Here is a 21,218-nt window from a genome sequence, read left to right on the forward strand (position 1 = left end):
GTGTCCGTCCCCCGACCCTACGCGGTGGCGGTCGGTCATGCCGCCCGTCGTACGGAGGGCGGGCGTGCCCGGCGTAGCCTGGGTCTCCTTGATCCATCACTCGGGAGCACATGTGAGCGACATAGCCGGGGAATCCGCACCGCCCGCGTGGCGGCTGCTGCTCGGATACGTACGACCGCACCGGTGGGCCCTGCTGGGCGGCGCCGTTCTCTCGCTGATGACCGGCGCCACCGGGCTGATGCTGCCGCTGGTGGCCCGGGAACTGATGGACGACCTCTCGGCCGGCCGTGCCATCACCGGCGCGGTGCTGCTGATGGCGGCCCTGATGGTCGCCAACGCCGCGCTGGGCGCGCTGGGTTCGTATGTGCTGCGGCGCACCGCGGAGTCGGTGGTGCTCGGCGCGCGGCGCACCCTGTCGTCGTATCTGCTCCGGTTGCGGATCGCCGCGGTGGACCGCACCGAGCCGGGTGATCTGATGGCCCGCATCACCTCCGACAGCACCCTGCTGCGCGAGGTGACCACCGATTCCCTGGTCGGTCTGGGCACGGGCGGCCTGACGCTCGTCGCGACCGTGGCGCTGATGGGCTACGTGGATCTGGTGCTGCTGGGGGTCACCCTGACGGTGATCGCCGTCGCCGGGACCGTGCTCGGGGTGATCGTGCCCAGGATCAACCGGGCCTCCCGGCGCGCCCAGGACGCGGTCGGGGTGATGGGCGCGTCGCTGGAGCGGGTGCTCGGGGCGCTGCGCACGGTGAAGGCGTCGGGTGCCGAGCACCGGGAGGAGCGCACGCTGCACGAGGCCGCGCACGAGTCGTGGCGGCAGAGCGTGCGGGCCGCCAAGTGGTCGGCCATGGCGGGGAACACGGCCGGTCTCGCGATTCAGCTCGCGTTCATCACGGTGCTCGCGGTGGGCGGCGCGCGGGTGGCGACGGGCGCGATCGACATCGGCACGCTGGTGGCGTTCCTGTTGTTCGTCTTCTCCCTCATGGCGCCGATCCAGGCGGTCGTCGGCGCGATCACGCAGTACCAGACGGGCAGCGCCGCCCTGGCCCGGATCCAGGAGGCGCTGCGGCTGCCCGCCGAACCGGCGGACGGCCCCGCGGAGCTGCCCGGTCCGGGCGCGCGGCCCGCCTCCCTCGCCTTCGACGACGTGCGCTTCCGGTACGCCGGGGATCTGCCGTACGTCCATCACGGGGTGACCTTCGCCGTGCCGGCGCAGGGCCTGACCGCGTTCGTCGGCCCGTCCGGCGCGGGCAAGACCACGGTCTTCTCCCTCATCGAGCGGTTCTACGAGCCCGAGTCCGGTGTGATCACGTTCGACGGCCGCGACCTGGGGGACTGGGAGCTGTCGCGGCTGCGGGCCTCGATCGGTTACGTGGAACAGGACGCGCCGGTGCTGTCCGGGTCCCTGCGGGACAACCTGCTGCTGGGCAACCCCGAGGCGGACGAGGGCACGGTGACACGGGTGCTGAAGACGACCCGGCTCGACGGTCTGGTGTCCCGGCTGCCGGACGGTCTGGACACCCTCGTCGGGCATCGCGGCACCAAGCTGTCCGGCGGGGAGCGCCAGCGGGTCGCCATCGCCCGTGCCCTGCTGCGCCGGCCCCGGCTGCTGCTGCTCGACGAGGCGACGTCGCAGCTCGACGCGGTGAACGAGGCGGCGCTGCGCGACACCGTGGCCGACGTGGCGCGTACGACGACGGTCCTGGTGGTCGCGCACCGGCTGTCCACGGTGACGATGGCCGACCGGATCGTGGTGATGGACGCGGGGCGGGTGCGCGCCGTCGGCACCCACCGCGAGCTGGTGACCGGCGACCCGCTGTACGCGGAACTGGCGGCGACGCAGTTCCTGGCGTCGGAGGGGTGACTCGGGGGTGCCGTTCGGGTCGAGCCGGCTCCGGTGAGCGGTGCCTCTCAGCCGTGCCGAGCGGGTTCGGTGCCGGGCGAGGTGCGGTGCCGGACCTCGCGACAGCGCGGGATCCCAACGACACCCCAGGCGGAGGCCGTCTCGCTTGCCGTGGCCGCGGGTCCGGAGGAGGCTCGTAGGTGAGGCCGTTGTGGCCCGCCGGAGGTCCGGGCCGCGGCCTCGGAGGAGGTGGGTCATCATGACAACCGCGGCACAGCCCGTCTTCGGCGCCGACACCCTGCGCCGGGGCATCGAGGCGGGCACCTCGGCACCCCTGGTGTCGCTCTACGCGGACGACGCGGAACTGCGCATCGTGGACCGCGACACCCAGCCCAGCCACCCCAAGGTCCTGCACGGCCGGGACGAGATCGCCGCCATGCTCGACGATGTCTACAGCCGCGACATGACGCACACGCTGGAGGCGTGCGTGGTCCAGGGCGACCACGCCGCCTACTGCGAGAGCTGCCGGTACCCGGACGGGGTGCGGGTGCTCTCGGAGTCGATGCTGACCCTGCGGAACGGAAAGATCACCGGGCAGACCATGATCCAGGCCTGGGACGAGTGACGGGAGCGGACGGGCCGCGCACCCCACCCCGGCGGTGTGCGGCCCGTCCGTGCCGTCGGGGCGCGCTCATCCGGCCGGCGGGGCCCACCCGGGAGGGCGCAGGATGCTCAGGAGCTGGCGGACCAGTTCGTCCACGACCTCGTCGAGGGTGGCCTCCACCCAGCCCGCGCTCCAGTCGTGGAGCAGTCCGTTGACGCTGCCGATGAAGCCGGTCGCGGCGAGGCGGTAGTCGCGGGGCGCCGCCTCGCCGCGTGCGGCGGCGGCCCGCGCCTCCGCGCAGATCAGCTCGACCCACTGGGCGCGGCGGGCCAGACGCTGTTCCTCCAGACGCGGGCTGACGCCGATGATCTCCACGAACGTGATGCGGATCCGGCGCGGGTCGCCGGTGACGTCGGCGGCGTAGGCGCGGAAGATCGCGTCGGCGCGCTCCGGGAGCGGGGTGCCGGCCGCCTCGGCGGCCGCGGCCAGGACCGCCGCCTCGGCCTGGTCGTTGACCTTCAGGTGGAGGGCGGCCAGGACGTCCTCCAGATTGCGGAACTCCTCGTAGAACTGACGGGTCGACAACCCGGCGGCCTCGCTGAGGGCGGCGACCGTGGTGGAGCGGTATCCGGGGCCGGCGCCGAACAGTTCGAGCGCCGCATCGAGGAACCGGCGTCGCCGCTCGGCCTTCCGCTCCTCCGCGGACTTCCCGGCGTAACGGCCGCTGGGTGCCCGCGGTCTGTCCGGCACCGGCCCTCCCCTCCTTGGGTGCACGGCCGATTTTGTCGTGTACGCAGTCTTGTGGAGAAGGGGCACTCGTCCTTACTTTTCAGTAAGTTGATTCTGAAAGCACCGGTGTTCAGATTCCGGCCCCTCCGGATTCCCGGCCCCTGCTTGGCATGCCCCACTCATAGCGCCCCCCACTCGCAGAGGAGAGAGCAGTCATGCCGCTCCCCAGAACCAGGCACCTGTGCGTCCTCGCCGCCGCCCTCGCCCTCACCGTGACCGCCCCCGCAGCCGTCGCGAGCGCGGCCGGCCCCGCCCCGGCCTCCTCGACCGCGCTGCGTGAGGTCCTGTTCGTGGGCAACAACTGGGACGGCACCGCCGATGTCATCGAGTCCGCCGGCGACTTCGCGAAGATCGGCCGGATCGACGTCATCCCAGACAAGGACCGGCGGATGGCCGAGATCAACGCCGATCCCATCCGCTGGATCTACTTCATGGCCATCCGCAACACCGTCGGCGAGGGCCACGACCAGTTCGTCGACGACATGTACTCCACCCCCGACGGCGGCTCGGTGGTGGTCTCCCGGCCGAGCTTCGCCGACGTGGTCTCCCTCGACCTCACCACCGGCGAGGTCGACTGGCGCTTCCCCGTGTCCGGTTACCGCGCCGACCACATGGCCGTCTCCCCCGACGGCAAGCGCGTCGCCGTCTCGGCGTCGACCTCCAACACCGTGCACGTCCTGGACATCGACACCGGCGAGGAACTCGGGTCGTTCCGCACCGGCGACAAGCCGCACGAGAACATCTTCACCGCGGACGGCAAGCACATCTGGAGCATGTCCATCGGCGAGGTGAACACCGCGCTCGACGCGCCCTGGCTGGACTGGACGAAGGGCGACCGCCGCATCACCGTCGTCGACGCCACCACCTTCGAGCAGGTCGAGGTCATCGACATGCGCGAGCGGCTCGACGCCATCGGCCTCGGCGACCACTCCGACGCGGTGCGCCCGGCCGCGTTCTCCCCCGACGAGTCGAAGCTGTACTTCCAAGTGTCGTTCTTCAACGGCTTCTTCGAGTACGACGTCGCCACCGACCGGATCACCCGTACCAAGACCCTGCCGGAGAACCCGGCCACCAGCACCGACCGCACCACCTGGGTCAACGACTCCCGGCATCACGGCATCACCATGAAGCCCGACGGCACCAAGCTGTGCGTCGCGGGCACCATGGACGACTACGCGACCGTCGTCGACCGCGCCACCCTGGAGGAAGGACCGCTGGTCACCGCCTCCAAGCCGTACTGGGCGACCGTCAGTGGTGACGGGCGGTCCTGTGTGGTCTCCGAGAGCGGCGCCGACCGGGTCACCGCCATCGACTTCGCCACCGGCGAGAAGACCGTGTCCGTGCCCGTCGGCGACCACCCGCAGCGGGTCCGGCTGGGACACGTGGCGGACGGCTGGTCCGGCCCGTCGGCCGGCTGAGCGCGCGGCCGCGGAGAGGGCTCTCGGGTCCTCTCCGTCCGCCGTCTCAGCACTCGATGACGTTGACGGCCAGTCCGCCGCGGGCGGTCTCCTTGTACTTGACCTTCATGTCGGCGCCGGTCTCCTTCATGGTCTTGATGACCTTGTCGAGGGAGACATGGTGACGGCCGTCGCCGCGCAACGCCATGCGGGCCGCGGTCACGGCCTTGACCGCGGCCATGCCGTTGCGCTCGATGCAGGGGATCTGGACCAGGCCGCCCACCGGGTCGCAGGTGAGGCCGAGGTTGTGCTCCATGCCGATCTCGGCCGCGTTCTCGACCTGTTCCGGGCTGCCGCCGAGCGCCTCGGCCAGACCGCCGGCGGCCATCGAGCAGGCCGAGCCGACCTCGCCCTGACAGCCGACCTCGGCGCCGGAGATCGACGCGTTCTCCTTGAAGAGCGTGCCGACGGCGCCCGCCGCGAGCAGGAAGCGGACGATCCCGTCCTCGTCGGAGCCCGGCACGAAGTCGAGGTAGTAGCGCAGCACCGCCGGGATGATGCCCGCCGCGCCGTTCGTCGGCGCGGTGACGACCCGTCCGCCCGCCGCGTTCTCCTCGTTCACGGCCATCGCGTACAGGGTCACCCACTCCATGGCGCGGCCCGACGGGTCGCCCTTGCCGCGCAGTTGGCGCGCGGACGCCGCGGCTCTGCGGCGCACCCGCAGTCCGCCGGGGAGGATGCCCTCGCGGCCCAGGCCGCGGGAGACACAGGCCGACATCACCCGCCAGATCTCCAGCAGCCCGGCGCGGATCTGCTCCTCGGTGCGCCAGGCCTTCTCGTTCTCCAGCATCAGCGCGGAGATCGACAGGCCGGTTTTCCCGGTGAGCCGCAGCAGTTCGTCGCCGGTGCGGAAGGGGTGGGCGAGCACCGTGCCGTCCGGCCGGATCCGGTCCGGGCCGAGGGCGTCCTCGTCGACCACGAAACCGCCGCCGACCGAGTAGTACGTCTTCTCCAGCAGCGGTGCGCCGTCGGCGTCGTGGGCGCAGAGGATCATGCCGTTGGCGTGGTGGGGCAGCGAGCGTCCGCGGTGCAGGACCAGGTGGGTCGAGGCGTCGAAGCCGATCTCGTGGGCCGGGCCGGTCCCGGCGCCGAGCAGGCGGAGGCGCCCGGTGCCGCGGATCCGCTCCACGTCCAGGTCGGCCCGGGCGACGTCGACGGTGTGCGGCTCGTTGCCCTCCAGACCGAGCAGCACGGCCTTGGGGGTGCCGTGCCCGTGGCCGGTTGCGCCGAGGGAGCCGAACAGCTCCGCCCGCACCGCGGCGGTCCGGGCGAGCAGACCGTCCTCCCTCAGCCGGGCCGCGAACATCGCGGCCGCGCGCATCGGTCCGACGGTGTGCGAGCTGGACGGGCCGATGCCGATGGAGAACAGATCGAAGACGCTGATGGCCACGCCATGCTCCGGGAGGTCAAAGGGGCACGCGCCCCTGCGGGAGAGAGCCGGTCACCGACCGGGGTACAGCGGGTGCTTCCCGGCGAGTGCCGTCACCCGGGCCCGGAGCGCCCCGGCGTCGCAGGACGGCTTGAGCGTCTCCGCGATGACGTCCGCGACCTCGGCGAAGTCCTCGGCCGTGAAGCCCCGGGTGGCCAGGGCGGGCGTGCCGATCCGCAGCCCCGACGTCACCATCGGCGGGCGCGGATCGTTCGGAACGGCGTTGCGGTTGACCGTGATGCCGACCTCGTGGAGACGGTCCTCGGCCTGCCGCCCGTCCAGCTCCGAGTCACGCAGGTCGACCAGGATCAGGTGCACGTCCGTGCCGCCGGACAGCACGTTCACCCCGGCCGCGCGGACGTCCGGCGCGGTGAGCCGCTCGGCGAGGATCCGCGCGCCCTCGACCGTACGGCGCTGGCGCTCCCGGAACTCCTCGCTCGCCGCGACCTTGAAGGAGACCGCCTTGGCCGCGATCACATGCTCCAGGGGGCCGCCCTGGAAGCCCGGGAAGACGGCGGAGTTCAGCTTCTTCGCGAACTCCTTGCCACGGGCGAGGATGATGCCGCCGCGCGGTCCGCCCAGCGTCTTGTGCGTGGTGGAGGTGACCACATCGGCGTACGGCACCGGGTTCGGGTGGAGGCCCGCCGCGACCAGACCGGCGAAGTGCGCCATGTCGACCCACAGATACGCACCGGTCTCGTCGGCGATCCGGCGGAACCCGGCGAAGTCCAGCCGGCGCGGGTACGCCGACCAGCCCGCGATGATCACCCTCGGGCGGTGCTCCCTGGCCAGCTTCTCCAGCTCGGCCATGTCGACCAGGCCGGTCGCCTCGTCCACGTGATAGGCGACGACGCCGAACTGCTTGCCGGAGAAGTTCAGCCGCATCCCGTGGGTCAGATGGCCGCCGTGCGCCAGGTCCAGGCCCAGGAGGGTGTCCCCGGGATCCGCCAGCGCGAACAGCGCGGCCTGGTTGGCGGAGGCGCCGGAGTGCGGCTGCACATTGGCGTACTCGGCGCCGAACAGCTCCTTCACCCGGTCGACGGCGATCCGCTCGACGACGTCGACGTGCTCGCAGCCGCCGTAGTAGCGGCGGCCCGGGTAGCCCTCGGCGTACTTGTTGGTCAGGACCGACCCCTGCGCCTCCATCACCGCGACCGGGGCGAAGTTCTCCGACGCGATCATTTCCAGGGTGGACTGCTGGCGCTTCAGCTCGGCACCGACCGCGGCGGCGATCTCCGGGTCGAGCTCGTGCAGGGGCTGGGTGAACAGGGTCATCGGCGGCCTCCTCGGGTGCGGGCGCTGTGGGCGACGGCGGTGCCGCCGGGCGGGGAGATCATGAGACGCCGGCCGCCGCGGGGACGAGGCCGCGGCGGAGCCGGTTGAAGAGCTTCGGCCGGTTGAGGGAGAGCACGGCGACGGAGGTGCCCCCGTGCCGGTAGACCGCCGTGAAGGAGCGGCTGTCGACATCGCCTTCGACGACCTCGGGCACGGCGCCGGGGACGACGTGTCCGGCGAGCTGGATGCGTACCCGGTACTGGTCGGACCAGAAGTACGGCGCGGTGGCCGGGGCGGGGACCGGCACACCGGTCAGCAGCGTGCGGGCGGCGGTCTGCGCCTGCTCGACGGCGTTGCTCCAGTGCTCGATGCGGGCGTGCCGTCCGGTGAACGGGTGGGGGCAGCGGGCGACGTCACCGACGGCGACCACGCCCGGGACACCGGTCGAGCAGCCGGCGTCGCACACCACACCGTCGTCCACCGGCACCCCGGAGCCGGCGAGCCAGCCGGTGGCGGGCCGCACGCCCACCCCGGCCACGACGACGTCGGCGGGCAGCACCCGCCCGTCCGCCAGCCGTACCCCCTCGACCCGGCTCCCGCCGACGAGCTCCGCCACACCGGCTCCGCACAGCAGGCGGACCCCGTGGTCGCCGTGCAGCGCGGAGCACACCCGCCCCATCTCGCGCCCGAGCTGGCGTTCCAGCGGTACCTCGAGCGCCTCGACGACGGTGACGTGGAGCCCGAGCCGGTGGGCGGTGGACGCCACTTCGGCGCCGATGAAGCCGGCGCCGATGACGACGACCCTGGGCAGTCCGTCCAGCAGCTCGGTGCGCAGGGCCAGGGCGTCGTCGAGGGTGCGCAGCGTGTGGACACCCGCCAGTCCGTCGGTGCCCGGGAGTGTCCTGGGCGCGGCGCCGGTCGCGACGACGACCCCTTCGGTGCGCACCTGCCGTCCGCCGGCCAGGGTGACGGTGCGGGCGGCGGGGTCGAGCCGGGTCGCGCGCTCGCCGAGCAGCCACCGCACGTCCAGGTCCTCGTACTCGTCCGCCTCGACGAGACAGAGCGCGTCGGCGTCGACGTCCCCCTTGAGGAAGTCCTTGGACAGCGGCGGCCGGTCGTAGGGGGCGTGGCGCTCCTCCCCCACGACGACGAGCTCGCCGTCGTAGCCCTCCGCGCGCAGCGCACGGGCCGTGCTCAGGCCCGCCAGCGACGCTCCGACGACCGTGATGTGCTTCATACCGGCTCCTGACGCCGCACATCGATCTTGTTCTGCAGCCAGGTGTGGAAGTCGCCGATGTGGTGTTCGCTGGGCACCAGGACGCCGCCCCTGGCATACGTACGGGAGCCCATGCCGAGCTGGGTGCGTTCGCACGCGTCGAAGTCCTGGCGGTTGACCCGGTCGAAGAGCTCCACGGACCGGCCGATGTCCCGGCCGCTGTCGACGACCTGCGGCAGATAGAGCCAGTCGCACTCCACGACGGTGCGGTCGTGGGCCACCGGATACATCCGGTGGAAGATCACGTGGTCCGGCACGAGGTTGACGAACACCTGCGGCCGGACGGTGATCGCGTAGTACCGGCGGTCCTGCTCCTCGGCCACGCCCGGGATCCGGTCCAGGCCCTCGCCGCCGTCGACGGTGAAGCCCTCGACGCCGGTGCCGAACTCCGCGCCGTGGCCGACGTAGTACTGCGCCGCGTACCCGTCCGCGAACTCCGGGAGCACCTCGGTGAGTTCGGGGTGGATGGTGGCGCAGTGGTAGCACTCCATGAAGTTCTCGACGATGAGCTTCCAGTTCGCCGCCACGTCGTACACGATCCGCCGGCCGACGGCGAGATCCTCGATCCCGTAGCGCCCGATCGACTCCACGTCACCGAGGCGGCCGGCCACGTCGCCCACGACGTCCTCCTCGAAGGAGGGCGGGTCCTCGGCCAGACACACCCACACATAGCCGAGCCACTCCCGGACATGGACGCCGACCAGTCCGAAGGCGGTGCGGTCGATGTCCGGCATCGACGTCAGGTTCGGCGCCGCGACGAGCCTGCCGTCCAGGCCGTAGGTCCAGGCGTGGTACGGGCATTGGAAGGCCCGCTTGACCTCGCCGGACTCCTCCGTGCACAGGCGGGCGCCGCGGTGCCGGCAGGTGTTCAGGAACGCCTTGACGGAGCCGTCCCGGGAGCGGGTGACCAGGACGCTCTCGCGGCCCACCTGGACGGTGCGGAACTGGCCCGGCCCGGCCAGTTCCGCGGCGCGGGTCACGCAGAACCACATGGCCTCGAGGACCCGCTCCTGTTCCAGGGCGAAGACCTCGGGATCGGTGTAGTACTCCCCGGGCAGCGTGGAGATGAGGCTGGGAGGCAGGTCCCTCATGGTCATCGGGTCTCCTTCACAAGATGCCGGACGCGCGCACGGCGGGGGTGGAACGGGTCGACGGGGTGGGGGTGGTGGCGTTCAGTGGCCCCGGGCGATCCAGTCGTCCAGGTGGGGCGCTTCGGCGCCGATCGAGGTGCTGGGGCCGTGACCGGTGTACACGGTGGTGTCCGCGGGGAGCGGCAGCAGCCGGGTGCGGAGGGAGCCGATGATGGTGCCGAAGTCGGAGTGGGAGCGGCCGGTGGCCCCGGGGCCGCCCCGGAAGAGGGTGTCGCCGGAGAACAGGGCCCGCAGCTCGGGCGCGTACAGGCAGACCGCGCCGGGCGAGTGGCCGGGGGTGTGCAGCACGTGCAGCCGGAGGCCGGCGACGGTCAGCTCCTCGCCGTCGGCGAGCTCCCGGTAGCCGGGCACCGGCGGAGTGTGCGCCTCCTTCCAGAGCACCTCGTCCGCCGGGTGGAGGAGGACGGGTGCCCCGGTGCGGGCGGCCAGGGCCGGGGCGGCGTTGACGTGATCGTTGTGGGCGTGGGTGCAGACGACGGCGGCCAGGCGCCGGTCGCCGACGGCGGCGGCGATCGCCCCGGCGTCGTGTGCCGCGTCGACGACGAGGACCTCCCGGTCGTCGCCGATCAGCCAGACGTTGTTGTCCACCGCCCAGCTGCCGCCGTCCAGGCGGAAGGTCCCGGAGGTGACCAGGTGCTGGATCCGCGCGGTCACAGCGCCACCACCGAGCGCAGGACCTCGCCGCGCCGCATCTTGGCGAACGCCTCCTCGACCTCGTCGAGGGCGATCATCTCGCTGACGAATCCGGCGAGGTCGAAGCGGCCCTGGAGGTACAGGTCGATCAGGGCGGGGAAGTCACGGGACGGCAGACAGTCGCCGTACCAGGAGGACTTGACGGCTCCGCCGCGGCTGAAGACGTCCAGCAGGGGCAGTTCGAGGGTGAACTCCGGGGCGGGGACGCCCACCAGCACGGCGGTGCCGGCCAGGTCGCGGGCGTAGAAGGCCTGCTTGAAGGTCTCGGGGCGGCCCACCGCGTCGACGACGACGTCGGCACCGAAGCCTCCGGTGAGGTCGCGGATGGCCTCGACGGCGTCGGTCCGTGAGGAGTCGACGGTGTCGGTGGCGCCGAACCGCTCGGCCCACTTCAGCTTCCGCTCGTCGACGTCCACGGCGATGATCCGGCTCGCGCCGGCCACCCGGGCGCCGGCGACGGCGGCCATGCCGACGCCGCCGCAGCCGATGACGGCGAGCGAGTCGCCGCGGCCGACGCCGCCGGTGTTGACCGCGGCGCCGAAGCCGGCCATCACCCCGCAGCCGAGCAGGCCCGCCGCGGTGGCCGGGGCGGTCGGGTCGACCTTGGTGCACTGGCCTGCGGCGACCAGCGTCTTCTCCGCGAAGGCGCCGATGCCCAGGGCCGGGGTGAGCGGGGTGCCGTCGGCGAGCGTCATCGGCCGGACGGCGTTGTGGGTGGCGAAGCAGTACCACGGCTCGCCCCTGCCGCAGGCCCGGCAGGTGCCGCACACCGCACGCCAGTTGAGGACGACGAAGTCGCCGGGCGCGACCTCGGTGACGCCCTCGCCGACCGCCTCGACCACACCCGCGGCCTCGTGACCGAGCAGGAACGGGAAGTCGTCGCCGATCCCGCCCTCCCGGTAGTGCAGGTCGGTATGGCAGACACCGCAGGCCTGCACCCGCACCAGTGCCTCACCCGGGCCGGGGTCCGGCACCAGGACGGTCTCCACGGACACCGGGGCGCCCCTTTCCAGGGCGACGACGGCGCGTACCTCGTGTGTCACGGTGCTCTCCTCGCCGAGGGACGGCCGAATGCGCACGTCGGGACATTCGGCGGGATGTTCTGGATGGCGGAGGACGTCGGCGGGTCCCCCAAGGGCCGAGCGTAAGTTGCGTAATGAGCAACAGCCTCCGCTATAAGCAACTCTTGCCAAACTGTCTCCCCACGGACCCCCACTGTCAAGAGGGTTGGGCCCTCAGCCCGGGGCCGGCCGCGCCGGCCGCGCCGCCTCGCTGCCCCAACGGGCCGTCACGCGTACCGCGTCGAGCGTCGAGGCGACGTCGTGCACGCGCACGCACCAGGCGCCCTGCGCCGCGGCGAGGGCGGACACGGCGGTGGTCGCGGCGTCCCGTTGCCGCGCCGGGCGGGGCCGCCCCGTGGCCCGGTCCGCCAGCAGGTGTCCCAGGAACGACTTGCGGGACGCGCCCACGAGGACGGGAAACTCCAGCGCCCGCACGACCTCCCCGAGGCGACCCAGCAACTCCCAGTTGTGCTCGGGGGTCTTGGCGAAGCCAAGACCGGGATCGACGACCAGGCGGCCGGGCGGCACGCCCGCGTCCAGCGCCGCCCCGGTCCGCGCACGCAGCTCTGCGAGCACATCGGTGACGACGTCGTCGTAGACGGCGTTCGCCTGCATTCCGGCGGCATGGCCGCGCCAGTGCATCAGCACGTACGGCACGCCCGAGCGGGCCATCAGGGGCAGCATCGCGGGGTCGGCGAGACCGCCCGAGACGTCATTGACCATCCGCGCTCCCGCGTCCAACGCGCGGGCGGCGACCTCGGCCCGCATGGTGTCGACGCTGACGAACCCGCCCGCCGCGACGAGTTCGCGGACCACGGGCAGCACGCGGCGCAGCTCCTCCTCGGCCGGCGGGCGCGCCGCGCCGGGCCGGGTCGACTCCCCGCCCACGTCCACGATGTCCGCCCCCTGCTCCAGGAGGGCGAGTCCGTGCGCGACGGCCGCGTCCGGGGCGAACGACAGCCCGCCGTCGGAGAACGAGTCCGGGGTGACGTTCACGACGCCCATGACCAGCGTCCTCCCGGGCCTCGGAAGGCCGGGCGGGCGGGGCGCCGGCGTGCGCCGCTCAGAGGTGTTCCGCTGCCGCATCGAGCAGCCAGTCGGCCAGATGCCCGGCGAAGGACGAGCGGACCAGCACCCAGAACCCCGCCCTGGGGTCGTCCCGGGCGACGAGGACGACCTGGGTACGGGCCAGCGTGGTCTGGGCGCAGCGGCCGGGGGCGAAGGCGCGCGGGTGAAGGTCCAGCGCGCAGCCGTGGGCCAGCAGGTCGCGTGCGCAGGGGCCGGAGACGAGGAGGGTGGTGCGCTGGGCGGAGACGTCGGTGACGGAGACGGGCTCCTCCCCCACGGCCGCCCGGATCCGGGTCTCCACGTCCCGTTCCGTGCCCGGCGGGCCCACCACGAGCCATTCGTCGGGGCCGAGCCACAGTGCGGCCCACTCCCCCGCACGGACGGCCGTGCCGGGTTCGAGGGGCAGGTCCAGGCCCAGCGCGAGCCCGGCCGCGTCCGCAGCGCCCGTCTTGGCGTCGAGACGGACGTTCACCTGGGACAGGAAGGGGAGTTCGGCCAGCCGGACCGCGCCGCCGGAGGCGCGCGTCGCGGCGGCCAGCCGGCCGGCGGCGGACGCCAGGGGGCTGCGGAGCGGGGCGGTGGGCGTGGTGTCAGCCATCGCGGCGGGCTCCTTCGGGGTCGTGGAGGACGGGGCTTGCGACGGTCACCGGGAGCAGCCGGCCGCCCACGGGCGCGTAGAGGCGCTCGCCGATGCGGTCGCGGCCGCCCTTGACCAGGGCGAGCGCGAACGTCCGGCCCAGGGCGGCGCTGCGGTAGCTGGAGGTGACGTGGCCGAGCATCGGGACGGGCGGGGCGGGCAGTCCGGGGCCGGTGACCAGGTGGGTGCCCTCGGGGAGGAGGGCGGACGGGTCGTCGGGGAGCAGGCCCACCAGGTGCTTGCGGTCGGGGCGGACGGTGTCGGCGCGGGCGAAGGAGCGCTTGCCGATGAAGTCGGGCTTCTTCCTGGACACCGCCCAGCTCATGCCGAGGTCGTGCGGGGTGACCGTGCCGTCGGTGTCCTGGCCGACGATCGGGTAGCCCTTCTCGGCGCGCAGGACGTGCATCGTCTCGGTGCCGTAGGGCGTGATGCCGTACGGGGCCCCGGCCTCGTACAGGGCCGCCCAGAGGGTGAGGGCCTCCCACGGTGACACGTTGATCTCGTAGGCGAGTTCGCCGGAGAAGCTGATCCGGCAGACCCGTGCGGCGATGCCCGCGACGGTCGTCTCCCGCCACGCCATGAAGGGGAAGTCCTCGTTCGACACGGCCAGTCGGGGCGCCAGCGCGCCGAGGACGTCACGGGAGCGCGGGCCGGCCAGGGCCACGGTGGCCCACTGCTCGGTCACCGAGGTGCAGTGGACGCGCAGGTCCGGCCACTCCGTCTGGAGCCACTCCTCCATCCAGTCCAGTACGGCGGCCGCGTTGCCCGTGGTCGTGGTGACCAGGAAGCGGTCGGCGGCGAGGCGGATGACCGTGCCGTCGTCGAAGACCATGCCGTCCGGGCGGCACATCACGCCGTAGCGGATCATGCCCACCTTCAGGGTGCTGATCATGTTGGTGTAGAGGCGGTCGAGGAACACGGCGGCGTCCGGGCCCTGTACGTCGATCTTGCCGAGGGTCGAGGCGTCCATGAAGGCGACGCCCTCGCGGGCGGCGACGCACTCGCGCCGTACGGCCGCCGCCATGTCCTCACCGTCGCGCGGGTAGTACCAGGGGCGCTTCCACTGGCCGACGTTCTCGAAGAGGGCGCCGTGCGCGACGTGCCAGTCGTGCAGGGCGGTGGTGCGGACGGGGTCGTGCAGCGCTCCCCGGTTGCGGCCGGCGAGGGCCGCGAAGGAGACCGGTGTGTACGGCGGCCGGAAGGTGGTGGTGCCGAGCGCCCCGATGTCCACGCCGAGCAGTTCGGAGACGACGCCGCTCGCCAGGAGGCCCGAGGTCTTGCCCTGGTCGTTGGCCGTACCGGCCGTGGTGTAGCGCTTGGTGTGCTCCACCGAGCGCATCCCCGCGCCGGTCGCGCGGGCCAGGTCGTCGACGGTGACGTCGCGCTGGAGGTCGACGAAGCGGGGGGCGCCGTCGCGGCCGGGGACGGTGTACACGTGCATGGGGAGTGTGCTCCGCGGCTGTGCGGGCGGCCGCGGGAGGGCCGGGGCGGGCGCGGCGAAGCCCTCGGCCTCGACCGCCCGGGTGCCGGCGGCCGCACCCTGGGCGAGCACCGCGGCCAGGTCGAACGCGCCGCTCGCGCTGCCCGCGACCTCGACGGCCTGACGGGAGGAGTCGGGCACGAAGGTGCCGAGCGCCTCGTCGTGGCGGAGCGTGCCGCCCGCCTGGCTGAACAGGTGCGCCACCGGGTTCCAGCCGCCGGACACCAGCAGGACGTCGGCGGTGAACTCCCGTCCGCCTTCGGTCCGTCCGAACGGGGCGACGGTCACCGAGGCCAGCCTCGGGGCGCCTGCCGTGCCGGTGACGGCGTGGCCGGGCAGCACCTCGATGCCTGCCGCGCGGGCACGCTCTGCCCACTCGCCCGGTTCGGCGCGGGTGTCGGCGATCGCCGTGACGTCCACGCCGGCGGCGGCGAGGTCCAGTGCGGCGGCGTAGGCGCTGTCGTTGGTGGTGAACACCACGGCGCGGCGGCCGGGCAGGACGCCGTGGCGGTGGAGGTGGGTCCGGGCCGAGGCGGCCAGCATCACGCCCGGGCGGTCGTTGTCCGCGAAGGCGAGGGAGCGCTCGTGGGCGCCGGTGGCGAGGACGACGCGGCGGGCCCGGATGCGGTGGACGCGTTCGCGGGAGACGTTGCCCGGGGCGTCGGAGCCGAGGTGGTGGGTGCGGCGTTCGACGGCGAGGAGGTGGTTGTCGTCGTAGTGGCCGAAGACGGTGGTGCGGCGCAGGACGCGCACGTCGGGGGCCGCGGCGAGCGCGGCGGTGGTCTCGTCGGCCCAGTCGAGGAGTTCGCCGGTGCCGAGCAGGCTGCCGCCGAGTTCCGGGCGCTCGTCGGCGAGGATGACGCGGGCGCCGGATGCCGCGGCCGCCGCGGCGGCTGCCAGGCCGGCCGGGCCGGCGCCGACGATCAGCAGGTCGCAGTGGGCGTGTACGGCGTCGTAGCGGGCGGGGTCCGGGGCGGTGGCGAGGCGGCCCCGGCCGGGGAGACCGGTGGCGACGAGGCCGTCGTGGAGTTCGACGGTGGTCGCGGGGAGCATGGGCTCGGGGAAGGGTTCCACTATCTGGACGACGGCGTTGGGTTCTTCCGTGCCAGCGGAGAAGATGCCTCTCGGGCGGCCGAGTTTGATGCTGGTGCCTGTGTGGATGACGCCGTTGGCGAGGAGGGCGGAGGCGAGGGTGTCGCCTCGGTAGCCCTGGTAGGTGGTGCCGTCGAAGGTGAAGGTGAGGGGGGTGTCGCGGTCGATGCGGCCGTGGGTGGGGTGGCGGAAGGGCTGGGTTGTCCCGCCCCCGCCGCCCCTGCCCGTCCCCGTCCCCCGGGGGCTGCCGCCCCCGGGCCCCCGCCGATCGGCCTGAACGGCCTCGTCCTCGAACGCCGGACGGGCTGGGAGTCGCCGGGCTGCGTGGCCCTGCGGGGGTGGGTGGGGGCTGGAAACGCCATCGGCCCCGTCCGCAGACGCCGGACCGGCCGGGAGCGGCCCGGCTGTGTGGCCCTGCGCGGGTGGGTGGGGGCACGCCGGACGGGGTGGTTTCGGCTGGGGGGTGTCGGGGCGGGGCTCGCCCGGTTTGTACACCGTCAGGATCTCGTTCGTCGATGTGTCACGTATCGCGTTGAACCAGCGGCGGCAGCCGGCCGCGTGGCTCCAGCGCTCGGCGAACGGGCCCTTGGGGTTGTCGCGGAAGAAGAGGTAGCGAGCCCACTCCTCATCGGTCAGGTCCGCGGGGTGGTCCGGGTACGGCACATGGGCCTGGCCGCCGTAGTGGAACTCGGCCTCGTCGCGCGGCCCGCACCACGGGCAGGGGATGAGCAGCATGTCGTTCGGCTCCCTTGGGTCCCTAGTGGGCCACCGCGGCCGCGCCGTGCTCGTCGACGAGCGCGCCGGTGGTGAAACGGTCGAGCGAGAAAGGGGCGTTGAGGGGGTGCGGGGCGTCATGGGCGATGGTGTGGGCGTAGACCCAGCCGACGCCCGGGGTCGCCTTGAAGCCGCCGGTTCCCCAGCCGCAGTTGACGTAGAGGTTGCCGACCGGGGTCAGCCCGACGATCGGCGAGGCGTCGGGGCTGACGTCGACGATGCCGCCCCAGGTGCGCAGGACGTGGGCGCGGGCGAAGACCGGGAAGAGCTCCAGGGCCGCCGCCATCTGGTCCTCGATGATGTGGAACGCGCCGCGCTGGGTGTAGGAGGTGTACGCGTCGATGCCCGCGCCCATCACCAGCTCGCCCTTGTGGGCCTGGCTGACGTACACATGGACCGCGTTGGACATCACGACCGTGGGGTGCACGGGTTCCAGCAGCTCCGACACCAGCGCCTGCAACGGATGGCTCTGCAACGGCAGTCGGATACCGGCCATGGCGGCCAGGACGGAGGTGTGGCCCGCGGCGCAGAGGGCCACCTTGCCCGCCCGGACCGGGCCGAGGGAGGTCCGGACCCCGACCACGCGTCCGCCGACGATGTCGAGGCCGGTGACCTCGCAGTTCTGGATGATGTCGATGCCCGCCGCGTCCGCTGAGCGGGCCAGGCCCCAGGCCACGTGGTCGTGCTTCGCGATGCCGGCGCGGGGCTGGTAGGTGCCGCCGAGGACCGGGTAGCGCACGTCCGGGGAGGTGTCGACGATCGGGCAGACCTCCCTGACCCGCTCCGCGTCGAGCCACTCGGCGTCCACGCCGTTCAGACGGTTCGCCTCCACGCGGCGCACGCTGTCCCGGACGTCCTGCGGGCTGTGCGCCAGGTTGAGCACGCCGCGCTGGGAGAAGAGGATCGGGTAGTCCAGTTCCTCCTCCAGCCCCTCCCAGAGTCTGAGCGCGTGCTCGTAGATGCCGGCGCTCTCGTCCCACAGGTAGTTGGAGCGGATGATCGTGGTGTTGCGGGCCATGTTGCCGCCCGCGAGCCACCCCTTCTCCAGCACGGCGACGTCGGTGATGCCGTGGTTCTTCGCGAGGTAGTGGGCGGTGGCCAGGCCGTGGCCACCGCCGCCGACGATCACCACGTCGTAGGACCGCTTGGGCGCGGGGTTGCGCCAGAGGAAGCCGGGGTGCTCGGGGAGGTCGGCGCCGGGGGTGCGGGGGCTCATCGGGCGGCTCCCTCGGTGCACGGGTGGGTGTTCATACGGCGTTCGCGTTCCTCTCGGCGGCCTCGACGACGTTGGCGAGCAGCATCGCCCTGGTCATGGGGCCCACGCCGCCGGGCATCGGGGCGAGCCATCCGGCGACCCGGGCCGCGTCGGGGTGGATGTCGCCGGCCAGGCCCTGGTCGGTGCGGGTGATACCGACGTCGAGGACGGCCGCGCCGGGCCGCAGCATGTCCTTGGTGACCAGTCCGGGCGAGCCGGCGGCGGCGATGACGATGTCGGCCTCGCGGACATGCCAGGCGAGGCCCTTGGTGCCGGTGTGGCACAGGGTGACGGTGGCGTTCTCGGAGCGGCGGGTGAGGAGCAGGCCGATCGGGCGGCCCACGGTGATGCCGCGGCCGATCACGCACACGCGCGCTCCGGCGACCGGCACCCGGTACCGGCGGAGCAACTCGACGATGCCGCGCGGGGTGCAGGGCAGCGGCGCCTCGATGCCCAGCGCCAGCCGGCCGAGGTTGACGGGGTGCAGTCCGTCGGCGTCCTTGGCCGGGTCCATGCGTTCCAGTACGGCGTGTGCGTCGAGGTGGCGCGGGAGCGGGAGCTGGACGATGTAGCCGGTGCAGGCCGGATCGGCGTTGAGTTCGTCGACGACGTCCTCGACCTGGCGCTGGGTGGCGTCGGCGGGCAGCTCGCGGCGCAGGGAGGCGATGCCGGCCTGCGCGCAGTCGCGGTGCTTCCCGGCGACGTAGGCGTGGCTGCCGGGGTCGTCGCCGACCAGGACGGTGCCCAGTCCCGGCGGGCGGCCGGTGACGGCTGTCAGTTTGGCGACGCGCTCGGCGAGTTCGCGGCGGATGCCGGCCGCGGTCGCCTTCCCGTCGAGCAGGTGTGCGGTCATGGCTCTCCCCCGGTCAGCCGCGCAGGCGGGACATGGTCGGGTCGAACAGGGGCTCCTCGGCGACGACCGCCTCGATCAGCCGGTCGAAGTAGCCGATCCGGACGGGCGTGCCGGGGCTGGTGAGTTCGGCGGGCAGCCAGGCGTACGCGATGCCCTTGCCGATGGTGTAGCCGTACGCGGCGCTGGTGACGTACCCGACCGCGCGCCCGGCGTCGTACACGGGCTCCTTGCCGAGCACGACCGCCTGCGGGTCGTCGACGGTGAGACAGGTCAGCCTGCGGCGGACGTTCCCCTTGCGGCGCTCCAGTGCCGCCTTGCCGATGAAGTCGTCCTTGTCGGGCCTGACGGCGAAGCCGACGCCGGCCTCGTACGGGTCGTGCTCGTAGGTCATGTCGGTGCCGAAGGAGCGGTAACCCTTCTCCAGGCGGAGGCTGTTGAAGGAGCCGCGGCCGGCGATGACGCCGCCGAGGGGTTTGGCCGCCGCCCACAGGGTGTCCCAGAGCTTCAGGCCGAGGTCGGCGGTCGTGTACAGCTCCCACCCGAGTTCGCCGACGTAGGACAGGCGCATCGCCGTCACCGGGACGCTGCCGATGTGGGCACGCTTGGCGCGGAAGTACTTCAGGCCGTCGTTGGAGAAGTCCTCGTCGGTGAGCGGCTGGAGGACCTTGCGGGCCAGCGGGCCCCACAGGCCGATGCAGCAGGTGCCGGGGGTGATGTCGCGGGCCTGGACACTGCCGTCGGCGGGCAGGTGGCGGCGCAGCCAGTCGAGGTCGAGGTTGCCGTTGGCGCCGACCTGGAAGAGGTCGCGTCCCAGGCGGGCGACGGTGATGTCGCTGCGGATGCCGCCGTCGTGGTCCAGCAGGAGCGTGTACGTGACCGAGCCGACGGACTTGGCGACCCTGCCGGTGACCAGCCGCTCCAGGAAGGCGGCGGCGCCGGGGCCGCCGACCTCGAGGCGCTTGAGGGCCGTCATGTCGTACAGGGCGACCGTCTCGCGGGTGGCCTGGGCCTCGGCACCGACGATGGGCGACCAGTACCGCGCGGCCCAGTCGTTGGGGGTCGGGATGGAACGGCCTTCCAGCAGGCTCGCGTTGGCCTCGTACCAGTGCGGGCGTTCCCAGCCGTTCGCCTCCAGGAAGAAGGCGCCGTGCTCCTGCTGGCGGACGTGGAACGGGCTGGTGCGCAGGGGGCGGGGGTCGCCGGAGGGCTGGAGGGGGTGGAGGATGTCGTAGACCTCGACGAAGTTCTGGCAGTCGCGGGCCAGGACGTACTCCGGGGCGAGCTGGTGCGGCTCGAAGCGGTTGACGTCGCACTCGTGCAGGTCGAACGACGAGCAGTGGCCGTCGACCAGCCACTCGGCCATCGCCCGGCCCACCCCGGCGGAGTGCGTGACCCACACCGCCTCGGCGACCCAGAAGCCCTTGACGTCCGGGGACTCGCCGAGCAGCGGGAAGTTGTCGGTGGTGAAGGAGAACAGGCCGTTGATGCCCTCCTCGATCTTGGCCTCCCGCGTCGCCGGGAGCAGGGACCGGGTCTCGGCCCAGGCGGGCTCGAAGTCCTCCTCGGTGAACTTCAGGACCGAGGGCATCACGTCGGCCTCGTCGAAGGTGAGGATGTCGTCGGCGGAGACCGGCATCGGGCGGTGGCCGTAGTAACCGATGCCGAGGCCGTCGTAGCGCTCGCGGTAGTACAGGTCGGCGTCCTGGTGGCGCAGGATCGGGCGGACCGCCTCCTCGGTCCGGCCGGCGAGGGCGGGGACGGGACCGGTCCAGGCGAGCTGGTGGGCGAGCGGGGTCAGCGGCAGGTTCATGCCGGCCATGCGGGCGATCCTCGGGCCCCAGACGCCGGCGCAGCACACGACGATGTCGGCTTCCAGGTCGCCCCGGTCGGTGCGCACTCCCGTCACCTCGCCGTCGGCCCGGAGCACGTCCAGCACCTCGTGACGGGCGAGGAAGCGGACCCCGCGTCCGGTGGCCCGGCGGATCTGCGCCTCCACGGCGAGGACGGCCTTGGCGAGGCCGTCGGTGGGCACCAGGAGGCCGCCGAGGACCCGGTCGCGGTCGACCAGCGGGTGTAGTTCGACGCACTCGTCCGGGGTCAGCAGGCGCGCCTCGATGCCCCAGGCGGTGATCCAGCCGTGGCGGCGGTGGAGTTCGGCGAGGCGCTCCGGGGTGGTGGCCACTTCGAGGCCGCCGACCTGGAGGAAGCAGGGCTCGCCGTCGACGTCGAGCGAGCAGAACTTCTCGACGGTGTAGCGGGCCAGTTCCGTCATGGTCTTGGAGGAGTTGGTCTGGAAGACCAGGCCCGGGGCGTGTGACGAGGAGCCCCCGGTGGCGGGCAGCGGGCCCTGGTCGACCACGGTCACGTCGGTCCAGCCTCGCGCGGAGAGCTCGTCGGCGAGTGCCGCGCCCACGACTCCCGCTCCGATGATGACCGCTCGGGGTCCCGCCATCGCCGCACCTCCGCCTCGAACCGCGC

16 protein-coding genes are annotated in these 21,218 nt (G+C 72.9%); 3 read left to right on the plus strand and 13 right to left on the minus strand.

Annotated elements, in window-relative coordinates:
* Positions 1-112: 112 nt before the first annotated feature.
* Together AC5L3C_RS01700 and AC5L3C_RS01705 are read left to right on the plus strand one after the other, a co-directional pair.
* Entirely contained in the window at positions 113-1,867 is a 1,755-nt protein-coding gene (locus AC5L3C_RS01700) for an ABC transporter ATP-binding protein (protein ID WP_493646459.1), read from the plus strand.
* A 238-nt stretch (positions 1,868-2,105) separates the two neighbouring features.
* Positions 2,106-2,471, plus strand: a complete 366-nt coding sequence (locus AC5L3C_RS01705; protein ID WP_493646460.1) for a nuclear transport factor 2 family protein — start codon at positions 2,106-2,108, stop codon at positions 2,469-2,471.
* 66 nt (positions 2,472-2,537) lie between these two features.
* On the opposite strand, the gene AC5L3C_RS01710 is transcribed toward AC5L3C_RS01705, so the two are convergent.
* Entirely contained in the window at positions 2,538-3,200 is a 663-nt protein-coding gene (locus AC5L3C_RS01710) for a TetR/AcrR family transcriptional regulator (RefSeq protein WP_493646461.1), read from the minus strand.
* A gap of 194 nt (positions 3,201-3,394) precedes the next feature.
* Between AC5L3C_RS01710 and AC5L3C_RS01715 the strand changes: the two genes are divergently transcribed.
* Positions 3,395-4,657 carry a YncE family protein gene (locus tag AC5L3C_RS01715; RefSeq protein WP_493646462.1) on the plus strand — a complete coding sequence of 421 codons (1,263 nt, stop codon included), beginning with the start codon at positions 3,395-3,397 and terminating at the stop codon, positions 4,655-4,657.
* Positions 4,658-4,703: 46 nt separating this feature from the next.
* Here AC5L3C_RS01715 and AC5L3C_RS01720 read toward each other — a convergent pair whose 3' ends face one another.
* The 12 genes from AC5L3C_RS01720 to AC5L3C_RS01775 form a co-directional block, all read right to left on the minus strand.
* A complete protein-coding gene (locus tag AC5L3C_RS01720; RefSeq protein WP_493646463.1) occupies positions 4,704-6,086 on the minus strand; it encodes an L-serine ammonia-lyase in 1,383 nt (460 codons plus the stop codon).
* A 51-nt stretch (positions 6,087-6,137) separates the two neighbouring features.
* Positions 6,138-7,400 carry a serine hydroxymethyltransferase gene (glyA, locus tag AC5L3C_RS01725; RefSeq protein WP_493646464.1) on the minus strand — a complete coding sequence of 421 codons (1,263 nt, stop codon included), beginning with the start codon at positions 7,398-7,400 and terminating at the stop codon, positions 6,138-6,140.
* Positions 7,401-7,458: 58 nt separating this feature from the next.
* Positions 7,459-8,637, minus strand: coding sequence for an NAD(P)/FAD-dependent oxidoreductase (locus AC5L3C_RS01730; RefSeq protein ID WP_493646465.1), 1,179 nt, complete (start codon positions 8,635-8,637; stop codon positions 7,459-7,461).
* Positions 8,634-9,773, minus strand: coding sequence for an aromatic ring-hydroxylating oxygenase subunit alpha (locus AC5L3C_RS01735; protein ID WP_493646466.1), 1,140 nt, complete (start codon positions 9,771-9,773; stop codon positions 8,634-8,636). The genes AC5L3C_RS01730 and AC5L3C_RS01735 overlap by 4 nt, the downstream gene beginning before the upstream one ends.
* Before the next feature lie 75 nt (positions 9,774-9,848).
* Positions 9,849-10,481, minus strand: coding sequence for an MBL fold metallo-hydrolase (locus AC5L3C_RS01740; protein ID WP_493646467.1), 633 nt, complete (start codon positions 10,479-10,481; stop codon positions 9,849-9,851).
* Positions 10,478-11,563 carry an S-(hydroxymethyl)mycothiol dehydrogenase gene (locus tag AC5L3C_RS01745; RefSeq protein WP_493646468.1) on the minus strand — a complete coding sequence of 362 codons (1,086 nt, stop codon included), beginning with the start codon at positions 11,561-11,563 and terminating at the stop codon, positions 10,478-10,480. The genes AC5L3C_RS01740 and AC5L3C_RS01745 overlap by 4 nt, the downstream gene beginning before the upstream one ends.
* A gap of 192 nt (positions 11,564-11,755) precedes the next feature.
* A complete protein-coding gene (gene folP / locus AC5L3C_RS01750; protein WP_125501797.1) occupies positions 11,756-12,586 on the minus strand; it encodes a dihydropteroate synthase in 831 nt (276 codons plus the stop codon).
* A gap of 58 nt (positions 12,587-12,644) precedes the next feature.
* On the minus strand, positions 12,645-13,247 hold the full coding sequence (locus tag AC5L3C_RS01755) for a sarcosine oxidase subunit gamma (RefSeq protein ID WP_125501799.1): 603 nt from the start codon (positions 13,245-13,247) through the stop codon (positions 12,645-12,647).
* Positions 13,240-16,593, minus strand: a complete 3,354-nt coding sequence (locus AC5L3C_RS01760) for a sarcosine oxidase subunit delta family protein (protein ID WP_493646469.1) — start codon at positions 16,591-16,593, stop codon at positions 13,240-13,242. The genes AC5L3C_RS01755 and AC5L3C_RS01760 overlap by 8 nt, the downstream gene beginning before the upstream one ends.
* Positions 16,594-16,615: 22 nt before the next feature.
* On the minus strand, positions 16,616-17,848 hold the full coding sequence (locus tag AC5L3C_RS01765) for a sarcosine oxidase subunit beta family protein (RefSeq protein ID WP_493646470.1): 1,233 nt from the start codon (positions 17,846-17,848) through the stop codon (positions 16,616-16,618).
* A gap of 31 nt (positions 17,849-17,879) precedes the next feature.
* Positions 17,880-18,740, minus strand: coding sequence for a bifunctional methylenetetrahydrofolate dehydrogenase/methenyltetrahydrofolate cyclohydrolase (locus tag AC5L3C_RS01770; RefSeq protein ID WP_493646471.1), 861 nt, complete (start codon positions 18,738-18,740; stop codon positions 17,880-17,882).
* Positions 18,741-18,753: 13 nt separating this feature from the next.
* Entirely contained in the window at positions 18,754-21,192 is a 2,439-nt protein-coding gene (locus tag AC5L3C_RS01775) for a GcvT family protein (RefSeq protein ID WP_493646472.1), read from the minus strand.
* Positions 21,193-21,218: the final 26 nt, after the last annotated feature.

Source organism: Streptomyces speibonae, assembly GCF_984686075.1.

Bases quoted from the DNA above. Each gene is read 5' to 3' on its own strand.
- AC5L3C_RS01775 (WP_493646472.1), bottom strand. From the start codon at position 21,192: ATGGCGGGACCCCGAGCGGTCATCATCGGAGCGGGAGTCGTGGGCGCG.
- AC5L3C_RS01770 (WP_493646471.1), bottom strand. From the start codon at position 18,740: ATGACCGCACACCTGCTCGACGGGAAGGCGACCGCGGCCGGCATCCGC.
- folP (WP_125501797.1), bottom strand. From the start codon at position 12,586: ATGGGCGTCGTGAACGTCACCCCGGACTCGTTCTCCGACGGCGGGCTG.
- glyA (WP_493646464.1), bottom strand. From the start codon at position 7,400: ATGACCCTGTTCACCCAGCCCCTGCACGAGCTCGACCCGGAGATCGCC.
- AC5L3C_RS01705 (WP_493646460.1), top strand. From the start codon at position 2,106: ATGACAACCGCGGCACAGCCCGTCTTCGGCGCCGACACCCTGCGCCGG.
- AC5L3C_RS01735 (WP_493646466.1), bottom strand. From the start codon at position 9,773: ATGACCATGAGGGACCTGCCTCCCAGCCTCATCTCCACGCTGCCCGGG.
- AC5L3C_RS01715 (WP_493646462.1), top strand. From the start codon at position 3,395: ATGCCGCTCCCCAGAACCAGGCACCTGTGCGTCCTCGCCGCCGCCCTC.
- AC5L3C_RS01730 (WP_493646465.1), bottom strand. From the start codon at position 8,637: ATGAAGCACATCACGGTCGTCGGAGCGTCGCTGGCGGGCCTGAGCACG.
- AC5L3C_RS01760 (WP_493646469.1), bottom strand. From the start codon at position 16,593: ATGCTGCTCATCCCCTGCCCGTGGTGCGGGCCGCGCGACGAGGCCGAG.
- AC5L3C_RS01755 (WP_125501799.1), bottom strand. From the start codon at position 13,247: ATGGCTGACACCACGCCCACCGCCCCGCTCCGCAGCCCCCTGGCGTCC.
- AC5L3C_RS01765 (WP_493646470.1), bottom strand. From the start codon at position 17,848: ATGAGCCCCCGCACCCCCGGCGCCGACCTCCCCGAGCACCCCGGCTTC.